Source organism: Saccharothrix ecbatanensis (assembly GCF_014205015.1).
Taxonomy (GTDB): domain Bacteria; phylum Actinomycetota; class Actinomycetes; order Mycobacteriales; family Pseudonocardiaceae; genus Actinosynnema; species Actinosynnema ecbatanense.
On record NZ_JACHMO010000001.1, the window covers coordinates 53,273 to 74,905 of the forward strand.

At 68.8% G+C, this 21,633-nt stretch carries 14 protein-coding genes; 9 read left to right on the top strand and 5 right to left on the bottom strand.

The genetic code is table 11. The features are described 5' to 3' along the window. The first annotated feature begins 84 nt into the window (after positions 1-84). Both F4560_RS00240 and F4560_RS00245 read left to right on the top strand, forming a co-directional pair. Positions 85-2,046: an ABC transporter ATP-binding protein gene (locus F4560_RS00240; protein WP_184914529.1), complete on the top strand. Its 1,962-nt coding sequence runs from the start codon at positions 85-87 to the stop codon at positions 2,044-2,046. Continuing rightward, positions 2,043-3,830 carry an ABC transporter ATP-binding protein gene (locus F4560_RS00245; protein WP_184914532.1) on the top strand — a complete coding sequence of 596 codons (1,788 nt, stop codon included), beginning with the start codon at positions 2,043-2,045 and terminating at the stop codon, positions 3,828-3,830. Before F4560_RS00240 ends, F4560_RS00245 begins: the two co-directional genes overlap by 4 nt. Before the next feature lie 262 nt (positions 3,831-4,092). Here the strand turns inward: F4560_RS00245 and F4560_RS00250 are convergent, their stop codons facing one another. The 4 genes from F4560_RS00250 to F4560_RS00265 all read right to left on the bottom strand — a co-directional run bounded on the left by F4560_RS00250 (position 4,093) and on the right by F4560_RS00265 (position 10,661). Next, a complete protein-coding gene (locus F4560_RS00250; RefSeq protein WP_184914535.1) occupies positions 4,093-8,583 on the bottom strand; it encodes a family 43 glycosylhydrolase in 4,491 nt (1,496 codons plus the stop codon). Positions 8,584-8,956: 373 nt separating this feature from the next. Continuing rightward, positions 8,957-9,553 carry a bleomycin resistance protein gene (locus tag F4560_RS00255; protein WP_184914538.1) on the bottom strand — a complete coding sequence of 199 codons (597 nt, stop codon included), beginning with the start codon at positions 9,551-9,553 and terminating at the stop codon, positions 8,957-8,959. Between the two features lie 125 nt (positions 9,554-9,678). Further along, on the bottom strand, positions 9,679-10,098 hold the full coding sequence (locus F4560_RS00260; RefSeq protein WP_184914540.1) for a hypothetical protein: 420 nt from the start codon (positions 10,096-10,098) through the stop codon (positions 9,679-9,681). Beyond that, positions 10,095-10,661: a PadR family transcriptional regulator gene (locus F4560_RS00265; protein WP_184928800.1), complete on the bottom strand. Its 567-nt coding sequence runs from the start codon at positions 10,659-10,661 to the stop codon at positions 10,095-10,097. Before F4560_RS00265 ends, F4560_RS00260 begins: the two co-directional genes overlap by 4 nt. A gap of 370 nt (positions 10,662-11,031) precedes the next feature. On the opposite strand from F4560_RS00265, the gene F4560_RS00270 reads away from it, so the two are divergent. Continuing rightward, positions 11,032-12,039 carry an RNA polymerase subunit sigma-70 gene (locus F4560_RS00270; RefSeq protein ID WP_184914543.1) on the top strand — a complete coding sequence of 336 codons (1,008 nt, stop codon included), beginning with the start codon at positions 11,032-11,034 and terminating at the stop codon, positions 12,037-12,039. Between the two features lie 99 nt (positions 12,040-12,138). Here the strand turns inward: F4560_RS00270 and F4560_RS00275 are convergent, their stop codons facing one another. Beyond that, entirely contained in the window at positions 12,139-12,705 is a 567-nt protein-coding gene (locus F4560_RS00275; protein WP_184914546.1) for a dihydrofolate reductase family protein, read from the bottom strand. A 594-nt stretch (positions 12,706-13,299) separates the two neighbouring features. Between F4560_RS00275 and F4560_RS00280 the strand changes: the two genes are divergently transcribed. The 6 genes from F4560_RS00280 to F4560_RS00305 all read left to right on the top strand — a co-directional run bounded on the left by F4560_RS00280 (position 13,300) and on the right by F4560_RS00305 (position 21,580). Continuing rightward, on the top strand, positions 13,300-14,781 hold the full coding sequence (locus tag F4560_RS00280) for a family 43 glycosylhydrolase (protein ID WP_184914548.1): 1,482 nt from the start codon (positions 13,300-13,302) through the stop codon (positions 14,779-14,781). An 84-nt stretch (positions 14,782-14,865) separates the two neighbouring features. After that, positions 14,866-16,134 carry a glucuronoarabinoxylan endo-1,4-beta-xylanase XynC gene (gene xynC, locus F4560_RS00285; RefSeq protein ID WP_184914550.1) on the top strand — a complete coding sequence of 423 codons (1,269 nt, stop codon included), beginning with the start codon at positions 14,866-14,868 and terminating at the stop codon, positions 16,132-16,134. 55 nt (positions 16,135-16,189) lie between these two features. Further along, positions 16,190-17,302, top strand: a complete 1,113-nt coding sequence (locus tag F4560_RS00290; protein WP_312867892.1) for a glycoside hydrolase family 62 protein — start codon at positions 16,190-16,192, stop codon at positions 17,300-17,302. Positions 17,303-17,587: 285 nt separating this feature from the next. Next, positions 17,588-20,068, top strand: a complete 2,481-nt coding sequence (locus tag F4560_RS00295) for an MGH1-like glycoside hydrolase domain-containing protein (protein WP_184914552.1) — start codon at positions 17,588-17,590, stop codon at positions 20,066-20,068. Positions 20,069-20,131: 63 nt separating this feature from the next. Further along, complete coding sequence (locus F4560_RS00300; protein ID WP_221483271.1) at positions 20,132-20,839, top strand: DUF1345 domain-containing protein; 708 nt, start codon at positions 20,132-20,134, stop codon at positions 20,837-20,839. A 135-nt stretch (positions 20,840-20,974) separates the two neighbouring features. Further along, the gene (locus F4560_RS00305) at positions 20,975-21,580 is read left to right on the top strand and encodes a DedA family protein (RefSeq protein ID WP_184914554.1); all 606 of its coding nucleotides are present in this window, start codon (positions 20,975-20,977) and stop codon (positions 21,578-21,580) included. The last annotated feature ends 53 nt before the right edge of the window (positions 21,581-21,633 follow it).

The following is a 21,633-nucleotide window of genomic DNA, read 5'->3' on the forward strand; positions in this document are numbered from 1 at the left end:
CGGCTTGTCGATAGTGCGACTCGTCTTCGACCCACGAGCACCGACCTTTGGCGCCAGACGACTTGCGGGGGCACCATGACAACCTTGACCCCTCCTGTGGCGGAGCCCGCGGCGGCCACTGCACTGCAGGCATTGCGGGTCACCTGGTCCCACTGGATCGAAGAAGCTGTGCGCTCGCGGCTGCGGATCGTGCGGCTGTTGCCGTCCGGGGGATGGGGCCTGGTCGCGTTCCTGGCCGCCTTCAACGTCTTGCTGGGATTGTTGCCGGTGGTGTTCGTGGTGGTGACGAGCATCCTGGTGGGCGGGGTGCCGGCCGCGATCGCCGGTGGTCTCGACAGCGCGGCGTGGGAGCGGCTCACGGCGCTGTTCCTGCTCGCCAGCGCCGTGTTCTTGGCCAACCAAGTCCTGGCCCCGGTGGCGAATGCGGTGAACCTGCGGTTGCGACGTCGGGTGGACGGCGTGCTGCGGGATGAGGCGATGGCGTTGATGCTGCGCCCGGTGGGCATCGGCCCGCTGGAGGACGAGCGGACCCTGGACGAGTTGAGCGAGACCGTCCGCAACTTCGACCGGGACTGGGGCACACCCGGCCAGGCTTGTGTGGGCATGCTGGTGCTGGTTGCCCGCTACACGCGCCTGCTGGCCCTGGTCGTGGTCATCGGGGTGGCGATCGCCTGGCCGGCCGGACTGGCGGTAGGCGTGGCGGTGCTGTTGTTCCGGTACGGCCAGCGCGGTGGGCTGCGGAAGTACTCACGCGTGTCACGGGAGGTGGTGGGCCGCAATCGGGAGATCGAGTACCTGCACCAGGTCACGATGACTGCCGTCGCGGCCAAGGAGATACGGTTGTTCGGCCTTACCGAGTGGTTGGCGGACCGCTACTCCACGGCGTACGAGGCCGTGCAGCAGCACAAAGAGCGGGCGCGTCGACGCGTCTACCTGGCTCCGTACCTGGTGTTGACGTCGGTGGGCGTCGTGTTCGCGGGCTTCGCGCTGGTGCTGGCCGCGGAGTTGGCGACGAGCGGCCGAATCGACCTGACCGAGCTGGCCCTGGGCGTACAGGCAGTGGTGTTGGCGATCGCGCTGGGCGGGTACTACGCCGAGGCGGACACGAGCACCCAGTACGCGATGCTGTCGCTGTCGGCGCTACAGCGGCTGCGGGCGCGGCTGGACGAGTTGGAGGCGGGGCAGCGGCGGCCACCCGGTCGAGACCCAGTCGCCGCGAGCACCCCGAGCGCCGCCCTGGTCTTCGACTCCGTCGGTTTCCACTACCCGGGGTCGAGCCGGACCGTGCTCGACGGCATCGACCTGGAGTTGCCCGCCGGGCAGTGCACCGCGGTGGTCGGGGTGAACGGGGCGGGGAAGACCACTCTGGTGAAACTGCTGACGCGGCTGTACGAGCCGACCTCGGGCACCGTCCGCGCCGACGGCACGGACATCGCCGGGTTCGACCCGGTGCTGTGGCGGCGGCGGATCGGGGTGATCTTCCAGGACTTCGTGCGCTACGAGCTGACCGCCGCGGAGAACATCGAGTTGGGTGCCGCGCACGCATCGGCCGACCGGGCGGCGGTGCTGCGCGCCGCCGAGCGCGCCGGGATCGCCGAAGCTCTGCTAGCCCTGCCGGACGGCCTGGACACGCCGCTGTCGCGCGCCTACCCCGGTGGCACGGACCTGTCCGGCGGCCAGTGGCAGCGCATCGCCATCGCCCGCGCGTTCTACGCCCTTGAGGCGGGGGCCACGGTGCTGGTGCTGGACGAGCCCACCGCAGCGCTGGACGTCCGCGCTGAAATGGCGTTCTTCGAACGGTTCGTCGAGATGACCCGAGGAGTGACTTCGCTGCTGATCTCGCACCGGTTCTCCAGCGTCCGGCGCGCCGACCACATCGTCGTCGTGGACGGCGGGCGGGTCGTCGAGCGCGGTTCGCACGACGAGCTGATCGAGGCGGGCGGCCACTACGCCCGCCTGTTCGCGTTGCAGGCGGAGCGGTTCGCCCGCGGGCTGGACGCCGATGGCGACAGCCTGGAGGCGGGAGTGGGGGAGGAAAGCCGGTGATCGACGTCGTCCGCGGCGGTTGGGAGCTGTTCGCCCTGTCCTGGCGCGAAAGCCGGTACCGGCTCGTGCTCTCTGTCGTGCTCATGATCGCCCAGGCCGCAGCGATGCCCCTGGCCGCACCCGCCCTGGCCGCGCTGACCGACGCGGCGTTGGCAGGGGACGCACGCGGCGCCACCGCGGCAGCCGCACTCGTCGCGGTCGCGGTGGTCGCAGCGCTGACCGCCGGACACTTCGCGCACATCTTCTACTTCGAGCTGGGCGACCGAGCCGTGCTGCGCCTGGAACGCGAGTTGATCGTCCTGTCCAACGGCTCCGCGGGGTTGGAGCACCACGAGCGCCCGGAGTACGCCGACAAGCTCCAGGTCCTGCGGCAGGAACTTCACCGCGCCGCCTGGGGATCGATGGAAGGGCTGCTCAACAGCCTCGGCCTGCTCGTGGCCATCTCGATCACCGCGGTCCTGCTGGCCAGGCTCAACCCGCTGCTGTTGCTGCTGCCGCTGGCGGCCGCGCCACCGCTGCTGCTCGGGCGGCGGGCCGAGTCGATCGTCAACGCGGCGCGCGAGCGCGCCGCGCCACCGTCGCGGCACGCCAGGCACATGTTCGGACTGTTCGGGAACGCGGCGTCGGCCAAAGAGCTGCGGGTCGGCGGGCTCGGCCCGGGTTTCCGGATCCGCCAACGACATGCCTGGGACAGCGCGTCCGAGAAGCTGTGGAACGGTGAGCGCCGGGCCGTGCTGCTGCGCACCACCGGGCAGCTGATCTTCGCCGTCTCCTACGTGCTGGCCACGCTGCTCGTCGTGCGCGACGCGGTGGCGGGCCGGCACAGCGTCGGCGACGTACTGCTGGTGCTGACCCTGGCGGGTCAGGTGAACCAGCAGGTGGCCTCGGCCGTGAGCGCCCTCCAGGAAATGCAGCGCACCACCCGGGTCATGTCCACCATGCGCTGGGTACGTGCGCTCCTGGCGGGCATGGAGCCGCCCCCGCCCGATCGGGAGCTGCCCGACCGGATCCGGCACGGCATCGAGCTGCGCGGCGTCTCGTTCGCCTACCCCGGCACCGACCGGGCCGTGCTCGCCGACGTCGACCTCACCCTGCCCGCCGGCACCACGGTCGCGATCGTCGGCGAGAACGGCGCGGGCAAGACCACGCTGATCAAGCTTCTGTGCCGGTTCTACCAAGCCACCACGGGCGTGATGACGCTCGATGGCACGGACCTGACGCGCTTCGACTTGGCGCGGTGGCGGGCCTGCATCGCCGCCGGATTCCAGGACTTCGCCCGCTTCGAACTGCTCGCCCGTGAGAGTGTCGGAGTCGGTGAACTTGCCGACATCAAGTCCACCGAGGACGTGCGCAAAGCACTGCGCCGCGCCCGCGCCGAGGACATCCTGGACCGCCTCGACAACGGCCTGGAGACCCAACTCGGCAAGTCCTACGCCGACGGCGCCGAACTGTCCGGCGGCCAATGGCAGAAGCTCGCCCTGGGCCGTGCCATGATGCGGCAGGCACCCTTGTTACTCGTTCTCGACGAACCCACTTCCGCCCTCGACGCGCAAGCCGAACATGAGCTGTTCGAGCAGTACGCAGCGGGAGCACGACGCGTCGGCCAACGCACCGGCGCCATCACCGTGCTCGTCTCCCACCGGTTCTCCACGGTGCGCATGGCCGATCTGATCCTCGTGGTCGCCGACGGCCGCATCAAGGAACGTGGTTCCCATGACGAACTCATGGCCGCAGGCGGCCTGTACGCCGAGCTGTACGGCATGCAGTCAGCGGCCTACGCATGACACGCCTCACGTGTTCTGCATCCGACCGGCGGGACACAGAACACGTGAGACGGTCGCGTGCCCTCAGGGTCACGGCCGGTCCGGTCGGGCCGCCGCATCGGCGAAGTCGAGCACGGTCCACACCAGTCGTCGACCGCCCTGCTGGAGCGTGACGAGCACCGGCAGCAACCCCACTCCGCTCGACAATGACCCGAGTGCCTTGCCGAGGACGGCTCCGAAGGACCACAACCGGTCGTGGTGGGCCAGTCCCGTCCTCGGTTGCTCAGATCTGGTACTTCAGCTCCGCCGCGATGGCGCGCATCCTGGTTCGGACCTCCCCATCGCGCACGTGGGTCGCCAGGCGGTCGATGTTGTCCAGGGCGGGACCGGCGACCTGGGGCAGGCCCGCCGCTTGCGCCGTCTCGGCCCGGGTCAGGTGGAGCTGGGCCAGCATGGCCAGGAGCGGGGTGATCCGGCCCGCCTTCTTGAACTCCGCGATCTCCGCCTTGGCCTGCGCGTAGGTCAGCGGCTGAACCGCCAGCGTCCACACCTCGCTCCGGACGAGGTTGACGCTCTGGGCGCGGTACTCGACCGTGTGGCTGCCCTTGCCGACCGTGACCGGGCCCTGGTACTTCGTCCACGCCCCGCCGTCGACCCGGTACTCGATGGCCGCCACGCCGTGGCCGCCCGTCAGCGTGACCGTGCCCAGGCTCACCGTCGTCGTGATCGGCCCGCCGATGTAGGCGAGCGGCTCGACGCTCTCCAAGGTCGGCACGACCTTCCGGATCGAGCCGTCGGGCTCGAAGTGCAGCCGGTCGATCGTGGTCTCCCGGTGCGTGCCGTCCCCGCCTGGGATGGCGAACCGGTGGTAGGCGATGTACCAGTCGTCGGTCCCGGGCACCTGGACGATCGAGTGGTGGCCGGTCCCGAGGATGCCGTTGGCCGTGTCCTTGGTGAGGATCTCGCCGCGCGAGGTCCAGGGGCCGGTCGGGCTCGGGCCGGTGGCGTAGCCGACCCGGTAGTTCTCACTGCGGGTGTCGTCGATGGACCAGGACAGGTAGTAGACCCCGGCCCGTTTGTTCAGGAACAGGCCCTCGCGGAAGCCGGTCAGCCCGCTCAGCCTCTGCTCGGTGCTCTTGTCCAGCGACACCATGTCCGCGTTCAGCTGCGCGATGCGCGGGGTTCCGTTGCCCCACAACAGGTAGCTGCGACCGTCGTCGTCGGTGAACACGGCCGGGTCGATCTGCTGGGCGTTGTCGTAGCCGGCCTTGTCGACCAACGGCCGGCCCAGCGGCTCGGTGAACGGCCCGAGGGGCGAGTCGGCCACCGCGACGCCGATGTTCTGGTCGGCGGAGAAGTAGAAGTAGTACTTGCCGTCCTTCTCGATCGCGGTCGGCGCCCAGGCCCGGGAGTCGGCCCAGGACACGTCCGGTCCCAGGTCGAGGATCGTGCCGTGCTCGGTCCAGTCGACCAGGTTCTTCGACGACCACACCTTGAACGACGAGCTGCTCCAGCCGGGGAACCCGTCGGTCGTGGCGTAGATGTAGTACGTGTCGCCGAACCGCACGATGTTCGGGTCGGCGTTGAGGCCGGGCAGCACGGGGGATCGCATCTCCAGTGCCCGCACGGTCCACTGGCGTGACGTGCCGTCCTTCGCGGTGACCGTCACCGTGACCGGCTTGGAGTAGTCCTGCGGACCGGACGGGGTGACCGTCGACCCCGATGCCACGACGAACCGCGGGGCGAGGGTCTTCAGGTCGGTGCCGGGGCGTACCGGCAGCACCACGGTCCCCGCGGCGGTGTCGATCCGCGCGTCGATCTTCAGGCTGTCCAGCCCGACCCCGATGACCCCGGTGGTGTTGCCGCTGAGCGACGCCACGTCCTCGGCCGACAACGCCCTGGCGTACAGGGAGAAGTCGCGCACCTGACCCTTGAGGTACTTGTCGGCGGCGTACAGGGACCGACCGATGTAGTTGGCCGTGGAACGACCGCCACCGATGTCGCCAGGATCGACGGTGACCCCGGTCTTGGCGCCGACGAGCACGCCGTCGAGGTAGACCTTGGCGGTGTCCGCCTTGTCCAGCGTGTAGGTCAGGTTCCGCCAACCGCCGCGGGGGACGGCCGCCCCGGACGTGACGGTCTGCTCACCGGTCCAGTTGCCCGGCGAGATGGACGACCGGTAGCTGTCGCCGGTGGTGAACAGGTAGCCGTCACCCGCGTTGTCGGTCGTGTTGCCCAGGCCCCAGATGAAGTAGGGCGTCGGCTGGGTCGGGTCGATGTCGACGTCCAGCGAGACGGTGATCTCGTCGAGCCCGGTCATGATGTTGTCCGGCAGGCGCACGTGGCCGTTGGCGCCGCCCAGCTTCAGCGCGCCGTCCGACCAGGTGGCGTCCCCGGAGAGGGTGGCGTTGTAGCCGTTGCCGGACGTGTCGTCGACCTGTGTGCCGCCGGCCTGGTCGAGGTCGTAGTGGGCGACCAGGCCGTTGGAGTCACGCTTGACCGGCTCCGGTGGGATCGGGCCGTCGAGCGCCTTCAGCAGTGCGGTGTGTTCGGTCGCGGTGACCGGCACGACGGTGCCGTGCCGCGGGCTGGCGGGCAGGTCGAACGCGGCGGGGACTCGCCAGTCGGGCGCATCGAGGTCCGCCGTGCCCAGCGGGATGTAGCCACGGCCGCCGTACTCGTCCACGAACAGGTAGTACGGGGAGCCGGACTTGTCGCCCGGGTTGGCCTTGAACACCGTCGGACCCTCGACCGCGGAAGTTCCCGCGTCCCGGCCGATGCAGCCCTTCTGGAACTCCCACGCCGGCGTGCCGGGCAGGTCGACCGCGGTCAGCGAGGTCGCTTTCTCCTGGATGATGTCCGAGCAGCCCGTGCCGCCCGCGCCCTCGTCCTTGGTGAACCGGTAGTAGATCCCGTTGTCCCTGATCACGGTGGAGTCGATGCGCGAGGAACCGCGGTCCTGCCAGATCTTCGGCTCGCTGAAGGTGGTGAAGTCGCGCGTGGTGGCGTAGAGCATCCGGTTGTACGTGCTGCCGACGTGCTGCGGGTCGTTGTCCGCGTACAGCTTGGACGCCCAGAACACCACGTACTGCTTGATGGTGTCGTCCCAGTACGCCTCGGGCGCCCACGTGTTGCCCGCCGTGGGCGGGGATACCTTCACGTGCCGCTGCGCGGACCAGTTCACCAGGTCCGTGGACTCCCACACCTCCAGGTACAGGCTGCCTTGGCGCTGCGCCCGGTCCCAGTCGCCGTCCCGTCCGATGGACAGGTCGGTGGCGATGAGGAAGAACCGGTCTCCCTCGGGCGAGCGGATCAGGAACGGGTCCCGCAGGCCCTGCGTGCCCTTCGTGGACGTCAGCACCGGGGCGCCGTTGTTCAGTTCGTCCCACTGCAAGGCGTTGTTGCCGCGACTGGCGGCAAAGTAGATCTTCTCGCCGCTGATGGAGTTGCCGGTGAAGTAGGCGAACGCGTAGCCCGCGTAGGGCTCGGCCTTGGGCAGTTGGCGCACGGTCAGGTCGAACGTCCTGCTCACCGTCGCGGCGCCGACGGTGACGGTCGCGGTGAGGTGGACCGCCGCGTCACCCGCGCCGTTGGCGGGCCGCGTCACGACCCCGTCCGTCGCGACTACGGCGGGCGCCGACGACGACCACGCCACGGTCGCGTTGTTCAGGCCCGTGGTTGGCAGGGTGAGGTGGCCGCGCACGTCATCGGCGTGCGCCACGCTCAGTGCGGCGGCGGCTTCCTCCGCCCTGGAACGGTCGCCGGGCAGGGGGAGCACCGTGGCTCGGAAGGACCTCTGCGCGGTCGAGTCACCGCGGGTCAGCGTCGCGGTGAGCATGACCTGGGCCGGGTCGGCATCCGGTGCGGGCCGCGTGACCTTGCCGCTCGACGCGATCACGGCGGGGTTGTCGGACGCCCAGGTGATCGTCGAACCGTACGCGGCCTTGGCGGGCAGTGCCAGGTCGGCGGTGACGGCGGACAGGTCGCCGAGCGAGAGATCGGTGAAGTCGCCCTGCAACCGCTCGGCGTCGCTAAGCGCGATCGTGGCGACCTCGGCGTCGTCCAGGGCACGGTTGTAGATCCGGAAGTTCTTGACCTTGCCGCGCAAGGTGTTGTCGGCGGCGTAGTTCGACTCGCCGAGCACGTTGACGGTCGTCGTGCCGTTGCCGATCTGTCCGGGCTGGACGGTCACCGAGGTGTTGCGCCCGACGGCGACGCCGTCCTCGTAGAGGGTTCCGGTCGTGCCGGCCTGCGTGTAGGTGACCGACTTCCACACACCCCGGTCGAGCCTGCCACCGGAGGACCGCGCGGTCACCTGCTCGCCGGACCAGTTCGTTTTCGACGCTGCCGCCCGGAAGTTGTCACCGGCGGCGAACAGGTACCCGTTGCCGGAGGAGGATGTCGCCGGGTTGCCCAGACCCCAGATGAAGTACGGCGTGGCCTGCGCGGGGTCGATCAGCACGTCCACCGAGACCGTGATCGAGGACAGGCCGGTGGCGATGTTGTGCGGGATCTTGACGTGGTCGTCCACGCCGTCCAGCGCCAGCCCTCCGGGGCCGAACCACGTGCCGCCGGCCAGCGTGCCGTTGCGGCCGTTGCCGGAGCTGTCGACCACCGTCGAACCCGAGGTCTGGGCCAGGTCGTAGCGCAGCAGGAGGCCGTCCGTGACGTCCTCCGCCGCAGCGGCGGCCTGTGGTATCGCGGCTATGCCCCAACACAACGTGACGGCCACGCCCGCAGCCAGTTGTCGGAACGTCCGTCTGTCACTGGCCAAGCGCAGCATGCGGTCCTCGCTACGTCGCGGGTGATGTTAGCGTTAACGCAACGAGTGTGGTTTGCCCGCTCTGGCCATGTCAACAGGCCTATTGGCGGTAGTGACCGCTAATAGCTGCCTGGCTACCGGCCGCTTCTGCCGACGACAGTGCGTCGTGGTTATGACTCTGGGGCGCACCAACTACCGCTGATCTCGCGTTGCTTAGGCGCACGGAGGGCGGTTCGCCTTGGCTCAGCTGCAGAGCTCGATGCCGTGAAAACTGCTTGTCCTGTGTGGACGTGGTTGCGGTTGTTGTGGCCGTATGTGGGTCGGGGTGTCGGATGCGGATCCAGACGGCGTATCCGATGGCGGGGACGACTACAACCCCAAGGCCTCAAGCGCCTGGACGCGGCGCAGACCCCCTGATCCGTTCGACCAGCTCGTCCCGGTACTCGGTGGCCGCCTGGAACTCCGGCTCGTCGCCAACCGCTTTCTTCAGCGCGCCTTCCATGATCTTCAACCCCTGGCGGTCGTCACCGTGCGAGTCGGCCATGCGCGCGGCGTTCTCCATGGCCTTGGCCAACCGGGTCGTGGCCTCGGGTTCCGCCTGCGCCCTGGTGATCCGGATCCAGTTGCCACCCGGATCGACGACCGCGAATCCGGTGTAGCGGTCGTTGCGCAGCCGGGGTCGGGTCATCCGCGGGATGCCGGAGATGAGCAGCTTCCCGTGCGTCTTGCGCATGGCCGCCGCGAACTCCTCGAACAACGCGTGGATGTCCGGCACGACGACGATGCACGTGCTGTAGGACTGCGCCGGGTCGTAGTCGTCCATGCCGAAGAAGTGCAGGTTGATGTCTTCCCGCCGCACCGCCAGGTACGGGTTCGGCCGCGTCTGCCGATAGGTCACCTCGAAGCCGAGCATCTCGTAGAACGACGCGATTTCGTCGATGGAAGGACAGGGCAGGGCCGGAATCGTCAGTTCGTTCGCCACCGCCCGAACCTAGGCCCGAACCGGCCGAAACGACACGGAGCTATTTGCTCAAGCACATGGATGTGGAGTGCAGGGGGAGCGTCCCGTGCTGTCGGGCATTGCCCGGGGCGCCACGGACGAGGATGTCAGTGGGCGGCTTGGCGTTGCCCTCGTGCGACGGTCAGGCACAGTGCGGCCAGTGCTGCGATGATCGGCGCCCAGCCGAAACGTTCCCACGGGCTGGGCGAGGCCAGGTTCATCAGTGTTCCCGCCGTGAGCAGCCCGACCAACGCCCACGTGCCGACCTTGGCGATTTGTTCCGGTATCCACCGCACGCGGTAGCCACCTCGCCGCAGCACCACCGCTGCGGCCACGAGCCAGAACGCGGTGGCGACCCCGCTGGCCATCCGCAGGGTGTCGGGCAGTTCGGCCGACGCGCCGCCGTACGCTGCCCGGCCCAGCGGGACTCCGGCAGCCAACAGTGCTTGGAACGCCGACACCACAGCGAAGCCTGTTCCGGCAGCGGCGGCGGCCCGTCTCAGTCGGTGAGTGGACGTTGTCGTCATGAGGTTCTCCCTCGTCGTGTTTCGGCTGTGTCGTCGAGTTCGGCGAGAATGGACAGTGCTTCGTGGGCCCATTCCCGCGCGGCGCGGGCGGAATGTTCTCCCGCGGAGACGGTGAGCAGCCAGTAGTCGCGGTCCTCGCTGTCCTGGCCGTCGATCTCCGAGCGAATCCGCGCGTACCGCTCCAGCGCTTCCTGTGCTTCGGTCAACGTTGCCTGGACCAGCGTCCGGCAAGCGGCGGGGCCGAGATGACGGCCGAAGTACAGTCGCAGCAACAGTCCGTTGCGTGGTGGCGTGGCCTGTACCGGCTGCGCCAGCAACTCCTCCAGGTGGCGGATTCCCGCTGGTGTGATCGCGAACGTCGACGCACGGGCCCGAGCCGCGTCCTGTCGGCGCACGAACCCCTGTTGTTCGAGGTTGGCCAGGGTGGGATAGATCTGGCCGTAGCTCTCGCTCCAGAAATGTCCCAACACGTCCCGGATCGCTTCCCTCAGCGCGTATCCCGTCATCGGCTGGATGCTCAACCCGCCCAGCACGGCGATCTCGGTCTGACTCGCTCTCGCCATCACGCTCCTCTCTGCCAGATATATCTATCAGAGACATGGGTTGATCGGCAAGACTCTCGCATCGACCGGAAGTCCACCGCTTCAGGTGATCGACATGGCGCCCAGTCCACGCCATGCGGTCGGGCGGGGACCTCCCGGCGCAGCGCCCGACACGGCTGATCGCACGAGTCGACCAGCCGGACACGGTGAGGGTTCGCCTGTGCACGCCGCCACCCGTGCAGGGCGCTTGGGTCATGGACGAGACGCCGGCCGGGGCCCGGCCGTTCCGCCCTGACGAACGGCCCGGTGTCAGCGGCTTCGCCGATCAGAAATCCTCCGCCACGTCGTCAGTTCTGGTAGCCCTCTCGCACCGGTGGAAGGATTGACGACCATGACCGACGCAAGACCGCTGGGCGCCGACGAGGCCACGTTCATCGCGGCGGTCCGCTCGGGCGATCCGGCGCGGTTCGCGCTCATCACGGAGCGCCACCGGCGCGAGCTCCAGGTGCACTGCTACCGGATGCTCGCGAACTACGAGGACGCCCAGGACATGACGCAGGAGACGTTCCTGCGAGCGTGGAACAAGCGGGAGTCGTTCAAGGGGCACGCCGCGCTGCGGACCTGGCTGTACCGGATCGCGACGAACGCCTGCCTCGACTTCCTGGAGAAGCGCAACGACCGCACACCCGTGCCGTCCGAGCTGTCGGACTCCGGCTCCGAGGCGCTGTACCTCCAGCCGTACCCCGACCGGATGCTCCCCGAGGACCCGCAGGAATCGGTGGTGGCGCGGGAGACGATCGAGCTGGCGTTCGTCGTCGCCGTCCAGTACCTGCCGCCGCGGCAGCGGGCGGTGCTCATCCTGCGCGACGTCCTCGGCTGGCCGGCGTCGAAGGCCGCCGACGCCCTCGAGCTGACCGTCGCATCGGTGACCAGCGCACTGCAACGGGCGCGCGTGACGATGCGCGAGCAGCTGCCCGACCGCCGCCTCGACTGGCGGAGCCCCGCCACCCACGAGCTGACGAATGACGAGCGCGGAGTGGTGAGGTCGTACATCGACGCCCATGAGCGCAACGACCTCGACGGGCTGACGTCCCTGCTGCGCCACGAGCTGCGCTTCGCGATGCTGCCCGAGTTGGGCACCTCGGTCATGACGGCCAAGGACGCGGTGGACGGCTGGGTCTCCGGCGGGCTCTTCCAGCGCGGCCACGACGACTGGCGCGGTGTCGCCACGACGGTCAACCGCATGCCTGCCGCCGTGCTGTACCTCCGCACACCCGACGACCCGGAGTACCGGCTGTTCGCCATCGCGGTCCTGCACATCGTCGACGGGAAGATCGCCGAGCTCACCGGATTCGACGCCGCCGGCAAACCATGGCTGGACCTGCCCCCGACACTGTGAGCGCCCTGACCGCCTGAACACCGACGCGAACACCACCGCCCCGCCGGCGTTACCGGCGGGGCTGGAGCCGGCGTCACGAGCCGGGCATGTGGCCTGTGCTCATCGCCTCGTCTCGTACCGGGTCAGCACCACGCCGCCGGGGAACGTCCGCGTCTCCACGAGGTTCAGGTTCACCCAGCTGTCCAGCGCCGTGAAGAACGGCGTGCCGCCGCCCACCACGACCGGGTAGGTGGCCAGGGCGTACTCGTCGATCAGCCCGGCCCGCATGGCCGACCCGGCGAGCGTCGCGCCGCCGATGCCCATCGGGCCGCCGTCCTCGGCCTTGAGCCGGGTGATCTCGGCGACCGCGTCGCCGGTGACCAGGCGGGTGTTCCAGTCGACCTCGTCGATCGTCGAGGAGAACACCACCTTCGGCGTGTCCCGCCAGTTCCGCGCGAACTCGATCTCCGCCGGGGTGGCGTCGGGCTGCTGGTCGCCGGTCGGCCAGTAGGAGCTCATCGTCTCCCACAGCTTGCGCCCGTACAGCGACAGGCCGTGAGCCCGCTCCTGGTCGAGCCACCACTGGAACAGCTCGTCGCTCGGCGGCCCGCCCCAGCCGATGTCGTCGCCGGGCGCGGCGATGTAGCCGTCCAGGGTCACGTTCATGCCGAAGATCAGTTTCCGCATCGTGCCAGCCTTCCGTGAGTCGATCTCACACATACAGACGGGCGCGGCACGAAAACCTGATCGGTGCGCGATCCGCGTCCGCAACGGGGACGGGCATGGTGTGGCAGCGGCGGCTTCCAGACCATGCCCGTGTGCGGGATCAGGCGTGTCAGATCCGGGTGGTCAGGGGGAGGCCCAACTGGAGCACGGGTCCGGGCGGCCCGACTGACCGGCGGCCGGCCGCCACCGCCACCCTTCTGACACATCCTCCGGCAAGGTCACCTCACGTGCGGCTGGGGCGGGCGACTTCGTGTAAACGTTTACTGCTGGTGAACCGGAAACCAGGTAGGCCAGCTGCATGTCAAGATCCAGCGGTCGCAAGGGTTGCAGGCGGATGGACTGTTGACAGAGGCTGACGATCCTCTACTCTGAGCCAGAGGCGTAAAAACGTTTTAACTGCTGGTCCTATTTACCGCTCGAGCCACGTTGTTAGCGCTAACAGAACGAACGCCGCGCAGGGCACGACTCCGAGGGCGGTCCCACCCTCCGTTCAAGACTCGGCCGGCTCGCCGCAGGTCGTCCGAACCTCATCCGTTCCCGTCATCAGGAGTGGTCATGATGCTCGTCCACCGGCGCGGTGCGAGCCAGCGAGCCCTGTCGTTCGTCGCCGCGCTCGTCGTCGCCCTGTCCGTGATCACGGTGGGCCAGGACCGCGCAGACGCAGCGCCCGGCCCTTCGTTCACCAACCCCGTCGTGCCGGCTCCCAACAGCGCCGATCCGACGTTGGTGCAGTACAACGGCCAGTACTACTACGTGGCCACCACCTGGACCTCCGACATCCTGATGCGGCGATCCGCCACCATCGCCGGGCTGCGCAGCGCGCCGGAGCAGACGATCTTCCGCGCCTCGCAGAACGAGGGCTGCTGCACGATGTGGGCGCCTCACCTGGAGCAGATCAACAACCGTTGGTACATCTACTACTCGGTCGAGCCGCGGGCAGGGTACGGGTCGCGCCGCACGCACGTGCTGGAGAGCGCCGCGAACGACCCGGCGGGCCCGTACACCTACCGCGGCGTGCTCAACCTCATGCCGAACAACGGTTGGGCGATCGACGGCGCGGTGCTCAAGCTCAACGGCGCCCTGTACTTCCACTACTCGGCGTTCCACGCGGACGGGCTCCAGTCGATCTACATCGCGCCGATGAGCAGTCCGACCACGGTGTCGGCCTTCGGTACCCGGATCTCGGCGCCGACGCTGGCGTGGGAGCGGCAGGGGCAACCGGTCAACGAGGGGTCGTTCGCCCTGCAACGGGACGGTCGCACGTTCCTGACCTACTCGGCCAGCTACTGCGGCACCGCCGACTACAAGCTGGGCATGCTGGAGTACCGCGGCGGCGACCCGTTGGCGCAGAGCTCCTGGACGAAGCACGCCAACCCGATCTTCCAGCGCAACAACGCCGCGGGCGTCTACGGTCCGGGCCACCACTCGTTCTTCACCTCGCCGGACGGCACGGAGATCTGGATCGCCTACCACGCCAACTCCTCGGCGTCCCAGGGCTGCGGCACGAGTCGAACCACCCGCGTGCAGAAGATTTCCTGGAACGCCGACGGCACACCGAACCTGGGAGTTCCCGTCTCCACCTCCACGGTCCTCGCGGGGCCTTCGGGTGAGACCGGCGGGTCCGGCACGCGCGTGCGCATCCGCAACCAGCACAGCAACCTCTGCCTGGACGACTACAACGCCGTCACCACACCGGGTGCGGAGGTGCGGCAGTGGACGTGCAACGGGCTGGCGGTGCAGGACTGGTCCCTCACGCCGACCGACAACGGCTACTACCGGATCGCCAACGTCCACAGTGGCCTGTGCCTGGACAACAAGGACTGGGCAACCACCGCGGGTTCGGTGGTCCAGCAGTGGACCTGCAACGGCTTTTCCGTGCAGCAGTGGCGGCTGACCACCACCAACGGCACCACCACCCTGGTCAACCGGTACAGCAACCTCTGCCTCGACAACTACGCCTGGGGCACGACCCCCGGCTCCGAGGTCCGGCAGTGGACCTGCACCGGCGCGGCCAACCAGCAGTGGGTGATCGGCTGACCGCCACACCCGGACCACCCCGCCGCCACGGCAGCCAACCTCATACGAGATCAACTCATACGAGATCAACCTTGTGGAGAAACCATGGCACCACGTGGAGACCGGTCCGAGGACTCAGGTTCGCGGCTGCTGAGGCGGCGGTCATTGCTGGCGGCAGGCGCCGCGCTGCCGGTGCTGGCGGTGACGCCATCAGCCTCGGCGGCGACCAGGGTGGTCGTCGAACCGTCGATCGTGCAGCAGACGATCCTCGGCTTCGGCGGCATGAACCACCCGGGCTGGATCGGCGATCTCACCGCCGGCCAGCGCGAGACGGCCTTCGGCAACGGCGCGGGGCAGCTGGGCTTCACCGTGCTGCGCATTCCCGTTCCCGAGGACCGCGCCAACTGGAGCCGCGAGGTCGCCACGGCCAAGCGCGCCGGTGAGCTCGGGGCCAAGGTCTTCGCCTCGCCGTGGAACCCGCCGGCTTCGATGTCCGAGACCTTCTCCGGGGGCAAGCGGCTGCGCTACAACTCGTACGGCGCGTATGCGCAGCACCTGAACGACTTCTCCACGTTCATGAGGAACAACGGGGTGAACCTGTACGGGATCTCGGTGCAGAACGAGCCGGACTACGCGCACGACTGGACGGCGTGGACCCCCGGCGAGATGGTGAGGTTCCTGCGCGAGAACGCCGGTTCGATCAACACCAGGGTCATCGCGCCCGAGTCGTTCCAGTACCGCAAGAGCACCTCGGACCCCATCCTCAACGACGCCGCCGCGTTGGCGAATGTGGACATCATCGGCGCCCACCTCTACGGCACAAGGCACGAAGACTTCCCCTACCCGCTCTTCCGCGAGAAGGGCGGCGGCAAGGAGCTGTGGATGACCGAGGTCTACCACCCGAACAGCTCCGACTCGGCCGACCTCTGGCCGCAGGCGCTCGACGTGGGCGAGCACATCCACCGCGCGTTGGTCTACGGCCGGTTCCAAACCTATGTGTGGTGGTACATCCGCCGTTCGTACGGCCCGATGCGCGAGGACGGGCAGATCAGCAAGCGCGGCGCCAACATGGCCCACTTCTCGAAGTGGGTCCGCCCCGGCTACTCCCGGATCACCGCGACCGCGAACCCGCAGTCGAACGTCTACATCACGGCGTTCAAGAGTGGGACCAAGATCGTCATCGTCGCCATCAACAAGAACGCATCGGCGGTGTACCAGCCGTTCACCATCCGCGGCGTCGTTTCCGCGACGATTCCGACCTGGGTCACCACCGCGACACGCACCCTCGCGCAAGACAGGACCATCACGACGTCGAACGGCTCCTTCGACTCCCAACTGCCGGCCCGCAGCATCAGGACCTTCGTCGCGGGTTGACGACTCTCGCTCAATTCATCCGCTCAGACCCCTCGCCGCCGCTGGAGGAGGAACTGTGAAACTTTCGCTCTGGCGACGTCGGCAGGCCGTACTGGCGGTCCTGCTCTCCGTGGTCGGCTTGGTCGTGGGGTTGAACACCGCCGCGTCCGCGTCGACCGCAACCGCCTCACCCGACACCGAGTCCGGCTTCGAGGTCGGTAGCCTGCCCAGCAGGTTCCGCTGGAGTTCGAGCGGGCCGATCATCGCGCCGAAAAACGACTCCACCCACAGGCTGTCCGCGATCAAGGACCCGTCGGTGGTGTTCCACAACGGCAGGTACCACGTGTTCGCGACGGTCACGAGCTCGACCGGCGGCTACGGCATGGTGTACCTGAACTTCACCGACTGGTCGCGGGCGGGCTCGGCGACGCACCACTTCCTGGACCGCACGCCCATCGGCGGCGGCTACAAGGCGGCGCCGCAGATCTTCTACTACTCGCCGCAGCGCCTGTGGTACCTGGTCTACCAGACCGGCAACGACGCCTCGTACTCCACCAACCCCGACATCGCCAACCCCGCCGGGTGGACCGCCCCCAAGGGCTTCTACGGCGGCATGCCGCAGATCATCCGGGACAACATCGGCAACGGCCACTGGGTCGACATGTGGGTCATCTGCGGCTCGGTGAACTGCTACCTGTTCTCCTCGGACGACAACGGCCACCTCTACCGGTCGCAGACGAGCATGGCCAACTTCCCGCGCGGGATGAGCCAACCCGTCATCGCCCTCCAGGACAGCAACAAGTACGCGTTGTGGGAGGCCGCCAACGTCTACAAGATCTCCGGCGCACAGCAGTACCTGCTGATCGTCGAGGCGATCGGCTCCGGTGGCCGCCGCTACTTCCGGTCCTGGACCACGACGGCGATCAACGGCGCGTGGACGCCACTGGCCGACACGCAGACCAATCCCTTCGCCGGCAGCGCCAACGTGACTTTCGCCAACGGCACCGCCTGGACCAACGACATCAGCCACGGCGAGATGATCCGCAACGGCTACGACCAGATGTCGACCATCAACCCGTGTCGGATGCAGTACCTCTACCAAGGCCGTGACCCGTCCGTCGACACCGGCAGCTACAGCACCCTGCCGTGGCGGCTCGCGCTGCTCACCCAGACCGACTCCACCTGCTAGAGGCACGTGGGGCGCGTCGCCGTCGTGCCCCCGGCGTCCGTCCCGGGTAACGGTCGGACGCGACCACCAGCACCATCCTGTGTGGACACGCCGCGGAACTCCGGGGCGAGGCAGGCGGCGGTCAACCGTGACACCCGATTAGCCCAGCGGGCGACGTTACCGCTGGTCAGAGAACAGTTGCGCCACTTTGTTGCCGGCCCATACAATTTCGTGGGTAAGACGGTCGACACTCAGAGTGGAGTGCACATGCGCCGCCGCACAGGTTTTCGACCTCTCCTGACAGTCTTGGCCCTGCTCGCCGGTTCCGTCGGGGTCACCGCCGCTCCGACCGCCCACGCGGGCTCCGACTGCTCGCTCCCGGCCCCCGGCCGCTTCCAGGACGCCACCGGCTCGGCCACGCTGAGCGTGATCGCCGTCGACGCCCAGTGCCTGCGCACCTACCGGCTCGTCAGCTCGATCACCGGTGAGCGGCTCTTCCGCGAGCTGCCGGGCACACCCGTGCTGCGCACCGGTTCCGCGATGCTCGACGGCCTGTACGCGATGGCCCACGACGACGCGGAGCTGAACAAGACCGACCAGGTCAGCGACGGCTCCTACAACTTCGGCAACCCGACCCCGTGCCCCGGCGGCTGCTACATCACCGGCAAGAGCTGGACCTACGTCTGGACCCGCGACGTGTCCTACTCCGCCGACCTCGGGCTGGCCGCCGTCGATCCGGCGCGGATGCGCGACACGCTGCTGTTCAAGCTCAGCGACCGCCGTGACGGCTCGGGCGACACCCAGATCATCCAGGACACCGGCACCGGTGGCAGCCACCCGAACTCGACCGACCGGGTGGTGTGGGCGCTGGGCGCGAGCGAGATCCTCGACTGGCTGCCCGACGGCGAGCGGCAGTCCTTCGCCACCAAGGCGTTCGACGCGATCCGCAACACCGTCGAGTACGACCGCAAGGTCGTCTACGACCCGACCGACGGCCTGTACCTCGGTGAACAGTCCTTCCTGGACTGGCGCGAGCAGTCCTACCCGGCGTGGACGAAGGACGACGTCGCGCCCATCGCGACCTCCCGAGCCCTGTCGACGAACGTCGTGCACTGGTCGGCGCTCGACGCGGCGGCCCGGCTTGCGTCGGGTGCGGGAGACCACGGCGCCGCCGCGAAGTACCGGGGCTGGGCCGACAGCCTGGCCACCGCCATCCGCACCCGGTTCTGGCTGCCGCGGCAGGGGCAGTTCTCCCAGATGCTCACCACCGAGCTGGACACCGCCCCGGTGCGCCGCTACGACGCCCTGGCGACGTCGCTCGCCGTGCTGACCGGTGTCGCGACCGCGGACCAGGCCGCCCAGGCCGTGCGGAACTACCCGATGACCCCCCACGGACCGGCGGTGATCTGGCCACAGCAGCAGGACATCCCCGCGTACCACAACAACGGTATCTGGCCCTTCGCCACCGCCTACCTGATGCGTGCGGCTGCCAAGGTGGGCAACGACGGCGTCGCCACCGCCCAGGCCCGATCGCTCGTGCGCGGCGCCGCGTTGTTCGGGACCAACAAGGAGAACCTCAACCTCCTCACCGGCGGCACCGACACGGAAATCAACTCCGATCGGCAGCTGTGGAGCGTCGCCGGGATGATGTCGATGGTGCAGCAGAGCGTGTTCGGCGTCGATGCCCGTCCGGACGGGCTGCGCGTCGCGCCGTTCGTGCCCGCGCAACTGCGCGTGGAGCACTTCGCGGGCAGTGACCGAGCCGTCCTGCACAACCTGCGCTACCGGGGCCGGACGCTGAACGTGGAACTCCGGTTCCCGCAGACATCGATCAGGCAGGGCGCGTACGTCGTGCGCTCGTCGACCCTGAACGGCAGGCAGATCCCGGCGGGCACGGCCATCACCGAGAGCATGCTGGGCAGCGGCGAGTCGACGTTGGTCGTCCAGCTCGACCCGCCGACGTCGTCCACGGCCGCGCCCGTGCCGGTGGACACCTCGGCCAAGGAGGCGCTGTACGGCCCGAGGACACCGGCGGTCCGTGACGTGTCCGTTGTGGACGGCCGGGTCCGGCTGGGAGTCGACGCGGCCGGCGAGGACCCCGCGCGGGTCACCATGGACGTCCTGCGTGACGGTTCGGTGATCGCGCAGGGTGTTCCGGTCACGAGCACCTGGACGGACGGCGGTTCGGCGGGGCTGGGGACGGACTCGTACTGCTACAGCGTCCGCCTCACCTACACCTCCAGCGGCAACACGTCGCAGCACGCGCAGCCGAACTGCTACTGGGGACCTGGCTACGACCGCGTCCTCAAGGTCGCCGGCGACGGTTTCGAGGCGGTGGGCGGCTACCGATCCGCCAACGCCAACGGCACGTACTACGCGAACTGGGGCAACGCGCCCGGCGACCGGCTCACCGCCCGCATCCGGCCCACCGTGACCGGTGACTACCTGCTGCAAGCCGACGCGGCGGTCGGCAAGCCGATCAACACCGGGGTGGGCGGCGGCATCAAGCTGCTGCGGGTGGTGGAGGACGCCTCCGGCGCGGTCGTCACGGAACGCCCGATCGCGATGCCCAACACCGGGTCCTGGTCCCGGGTGAACCACTCGACGTTCGTGGACGCCCACCTCACCGCCGGCCGCGAGTACCGCGTGGAGCTGGTCAACGACCGGACAGCGGTGAACATGAGCTACTTCACCACGAACGCCGCCTACAACGACACCATGGGCGGCCACTTCAACTACAACGACGTGTTCGCGATCAAGGCATTGCTGAAGAAGGCAACCGGTTGATCGGTGGCGGGTCCAGGCGGTCGGTGGCATCGTCGGACATCCTCGTGGTGCGCGCTTTCGTCCGTGGAGGTATCAGGTGGCCGTGATGCCGTGGTGGACGCGGTAGGGGAGTCCTCGCCGGCGTGGCGGCGGCCGACGCCTGGCGAGCACCGGTGGCCGGCCGCCGTGACGGTCGTGGCGACCGTGGCACTTCACGCGAGCCTTCCCGCTCATCTGGTCGGACCTGCGCGGTGGCCGTTGGCCGGGTTGGCGCTGCTGCTCTTCGCCGTGCTGGTGATCGCCGATCCGGGTCGGATCAGCCGGGAGTCGGCGTCGCTGCGGGTGGTCGGTCTCGGTCTGATCGCGGTCATCAGCGCCGCCAACGCCTGGTCCGTCGCCTTGCTGGTCGACTGGCTGATCAGCGGGCCGGGCGCGCCGAACGCGACCGAGTTGCTGCGCTCGGGAGCGGCGGTCTGGCTGACCAACGTGTTCGTGTTCGCGCTGTGGTACTGGGAACTCGACCGCGGGGGACCGGCCGCGCGGTCGGCCGGACGCCGGGACCTGCCCGACTTCGAGTTCGCGCAGATGACCGAGAAGTCGCTGGCGCCGGCGGACTGGGAACCGCGCCTGGTGGACTACCTGTACCTGTCGTTCACCAACGCGACCGCGTTCAGCCCGACCGACGTGTTGCCGCTGTCCCGGTGGGCGAAGCTCACGATGATGCTGCAATCCGCCGTGTCGCTGGTGACCGTCGCCCTGGTGATCGCCCGCGCCGTCAACGTCCTCAGCTGAGGCGCCGGTCCGCCTCGTCTCAATGGCGATGCGGCGCGGAACGGCCTCCCGCACAATGGAGCGCGTCGCGCGACGGGATCCACGGCGAGCGGAGGCCGACCCTGTCACGGGTGGTGAGAGGAAGGGGCGTGCGCTTTGCTCGAGTTCCTTCAGCGGATCGGTGGGCAGGTCGGCGCCTGGTTCTACCTCATCGCCGGTGGCCTGGCGTTCGCTGAGGCGGCGGTCATGGTCGGCCTAGTGCTGCCCGGCGAGATCGCGTTGCTCGTGGCCGGGTTCGCGGCCCACCAGGGCTGGATCGGACTGTGGCCGATGGTCGCGATCGCGGTCGGCTCGGCCGTCCTCGGCGACAGCGTGGGCTACGAGGTCGGCCGCCGACTCGGCCCCGGTCTGCGTGCCTCCCGCGTGGGCCGTTGGGTCGGTGAGGACCGCTGGCGGCGAGCCGAAGGGTTCCTGCACCGCCATGGCGGCAAAGCGGTGTTGCTGGGTCGGTTCACCGCCCTCTTGCGCGCACTCACCCCGGGCATGGCCGGCGTGGTCCGCATGCCGTATTTGCGTACTTTTCTGCCCTGGAACGTAGCCGGCGCGGTGATCTGGGGTGCGGGCTGCGTCCTGCTCGGCTACGGCTTCTCCGCCTCGCTGACCGCAGTCGGGCGCTACCTCGCCTACGGGCCGCTCGTGCTGATCGCACTCGCCCTGGCCGGTTACCTGCTGCTTAGACGACCCCGGCGCCCCACCACGTGACCGGACGCAGAGCCACCTCGGTGCACGCGCAGCTGACGCTGTGGTGACGACAT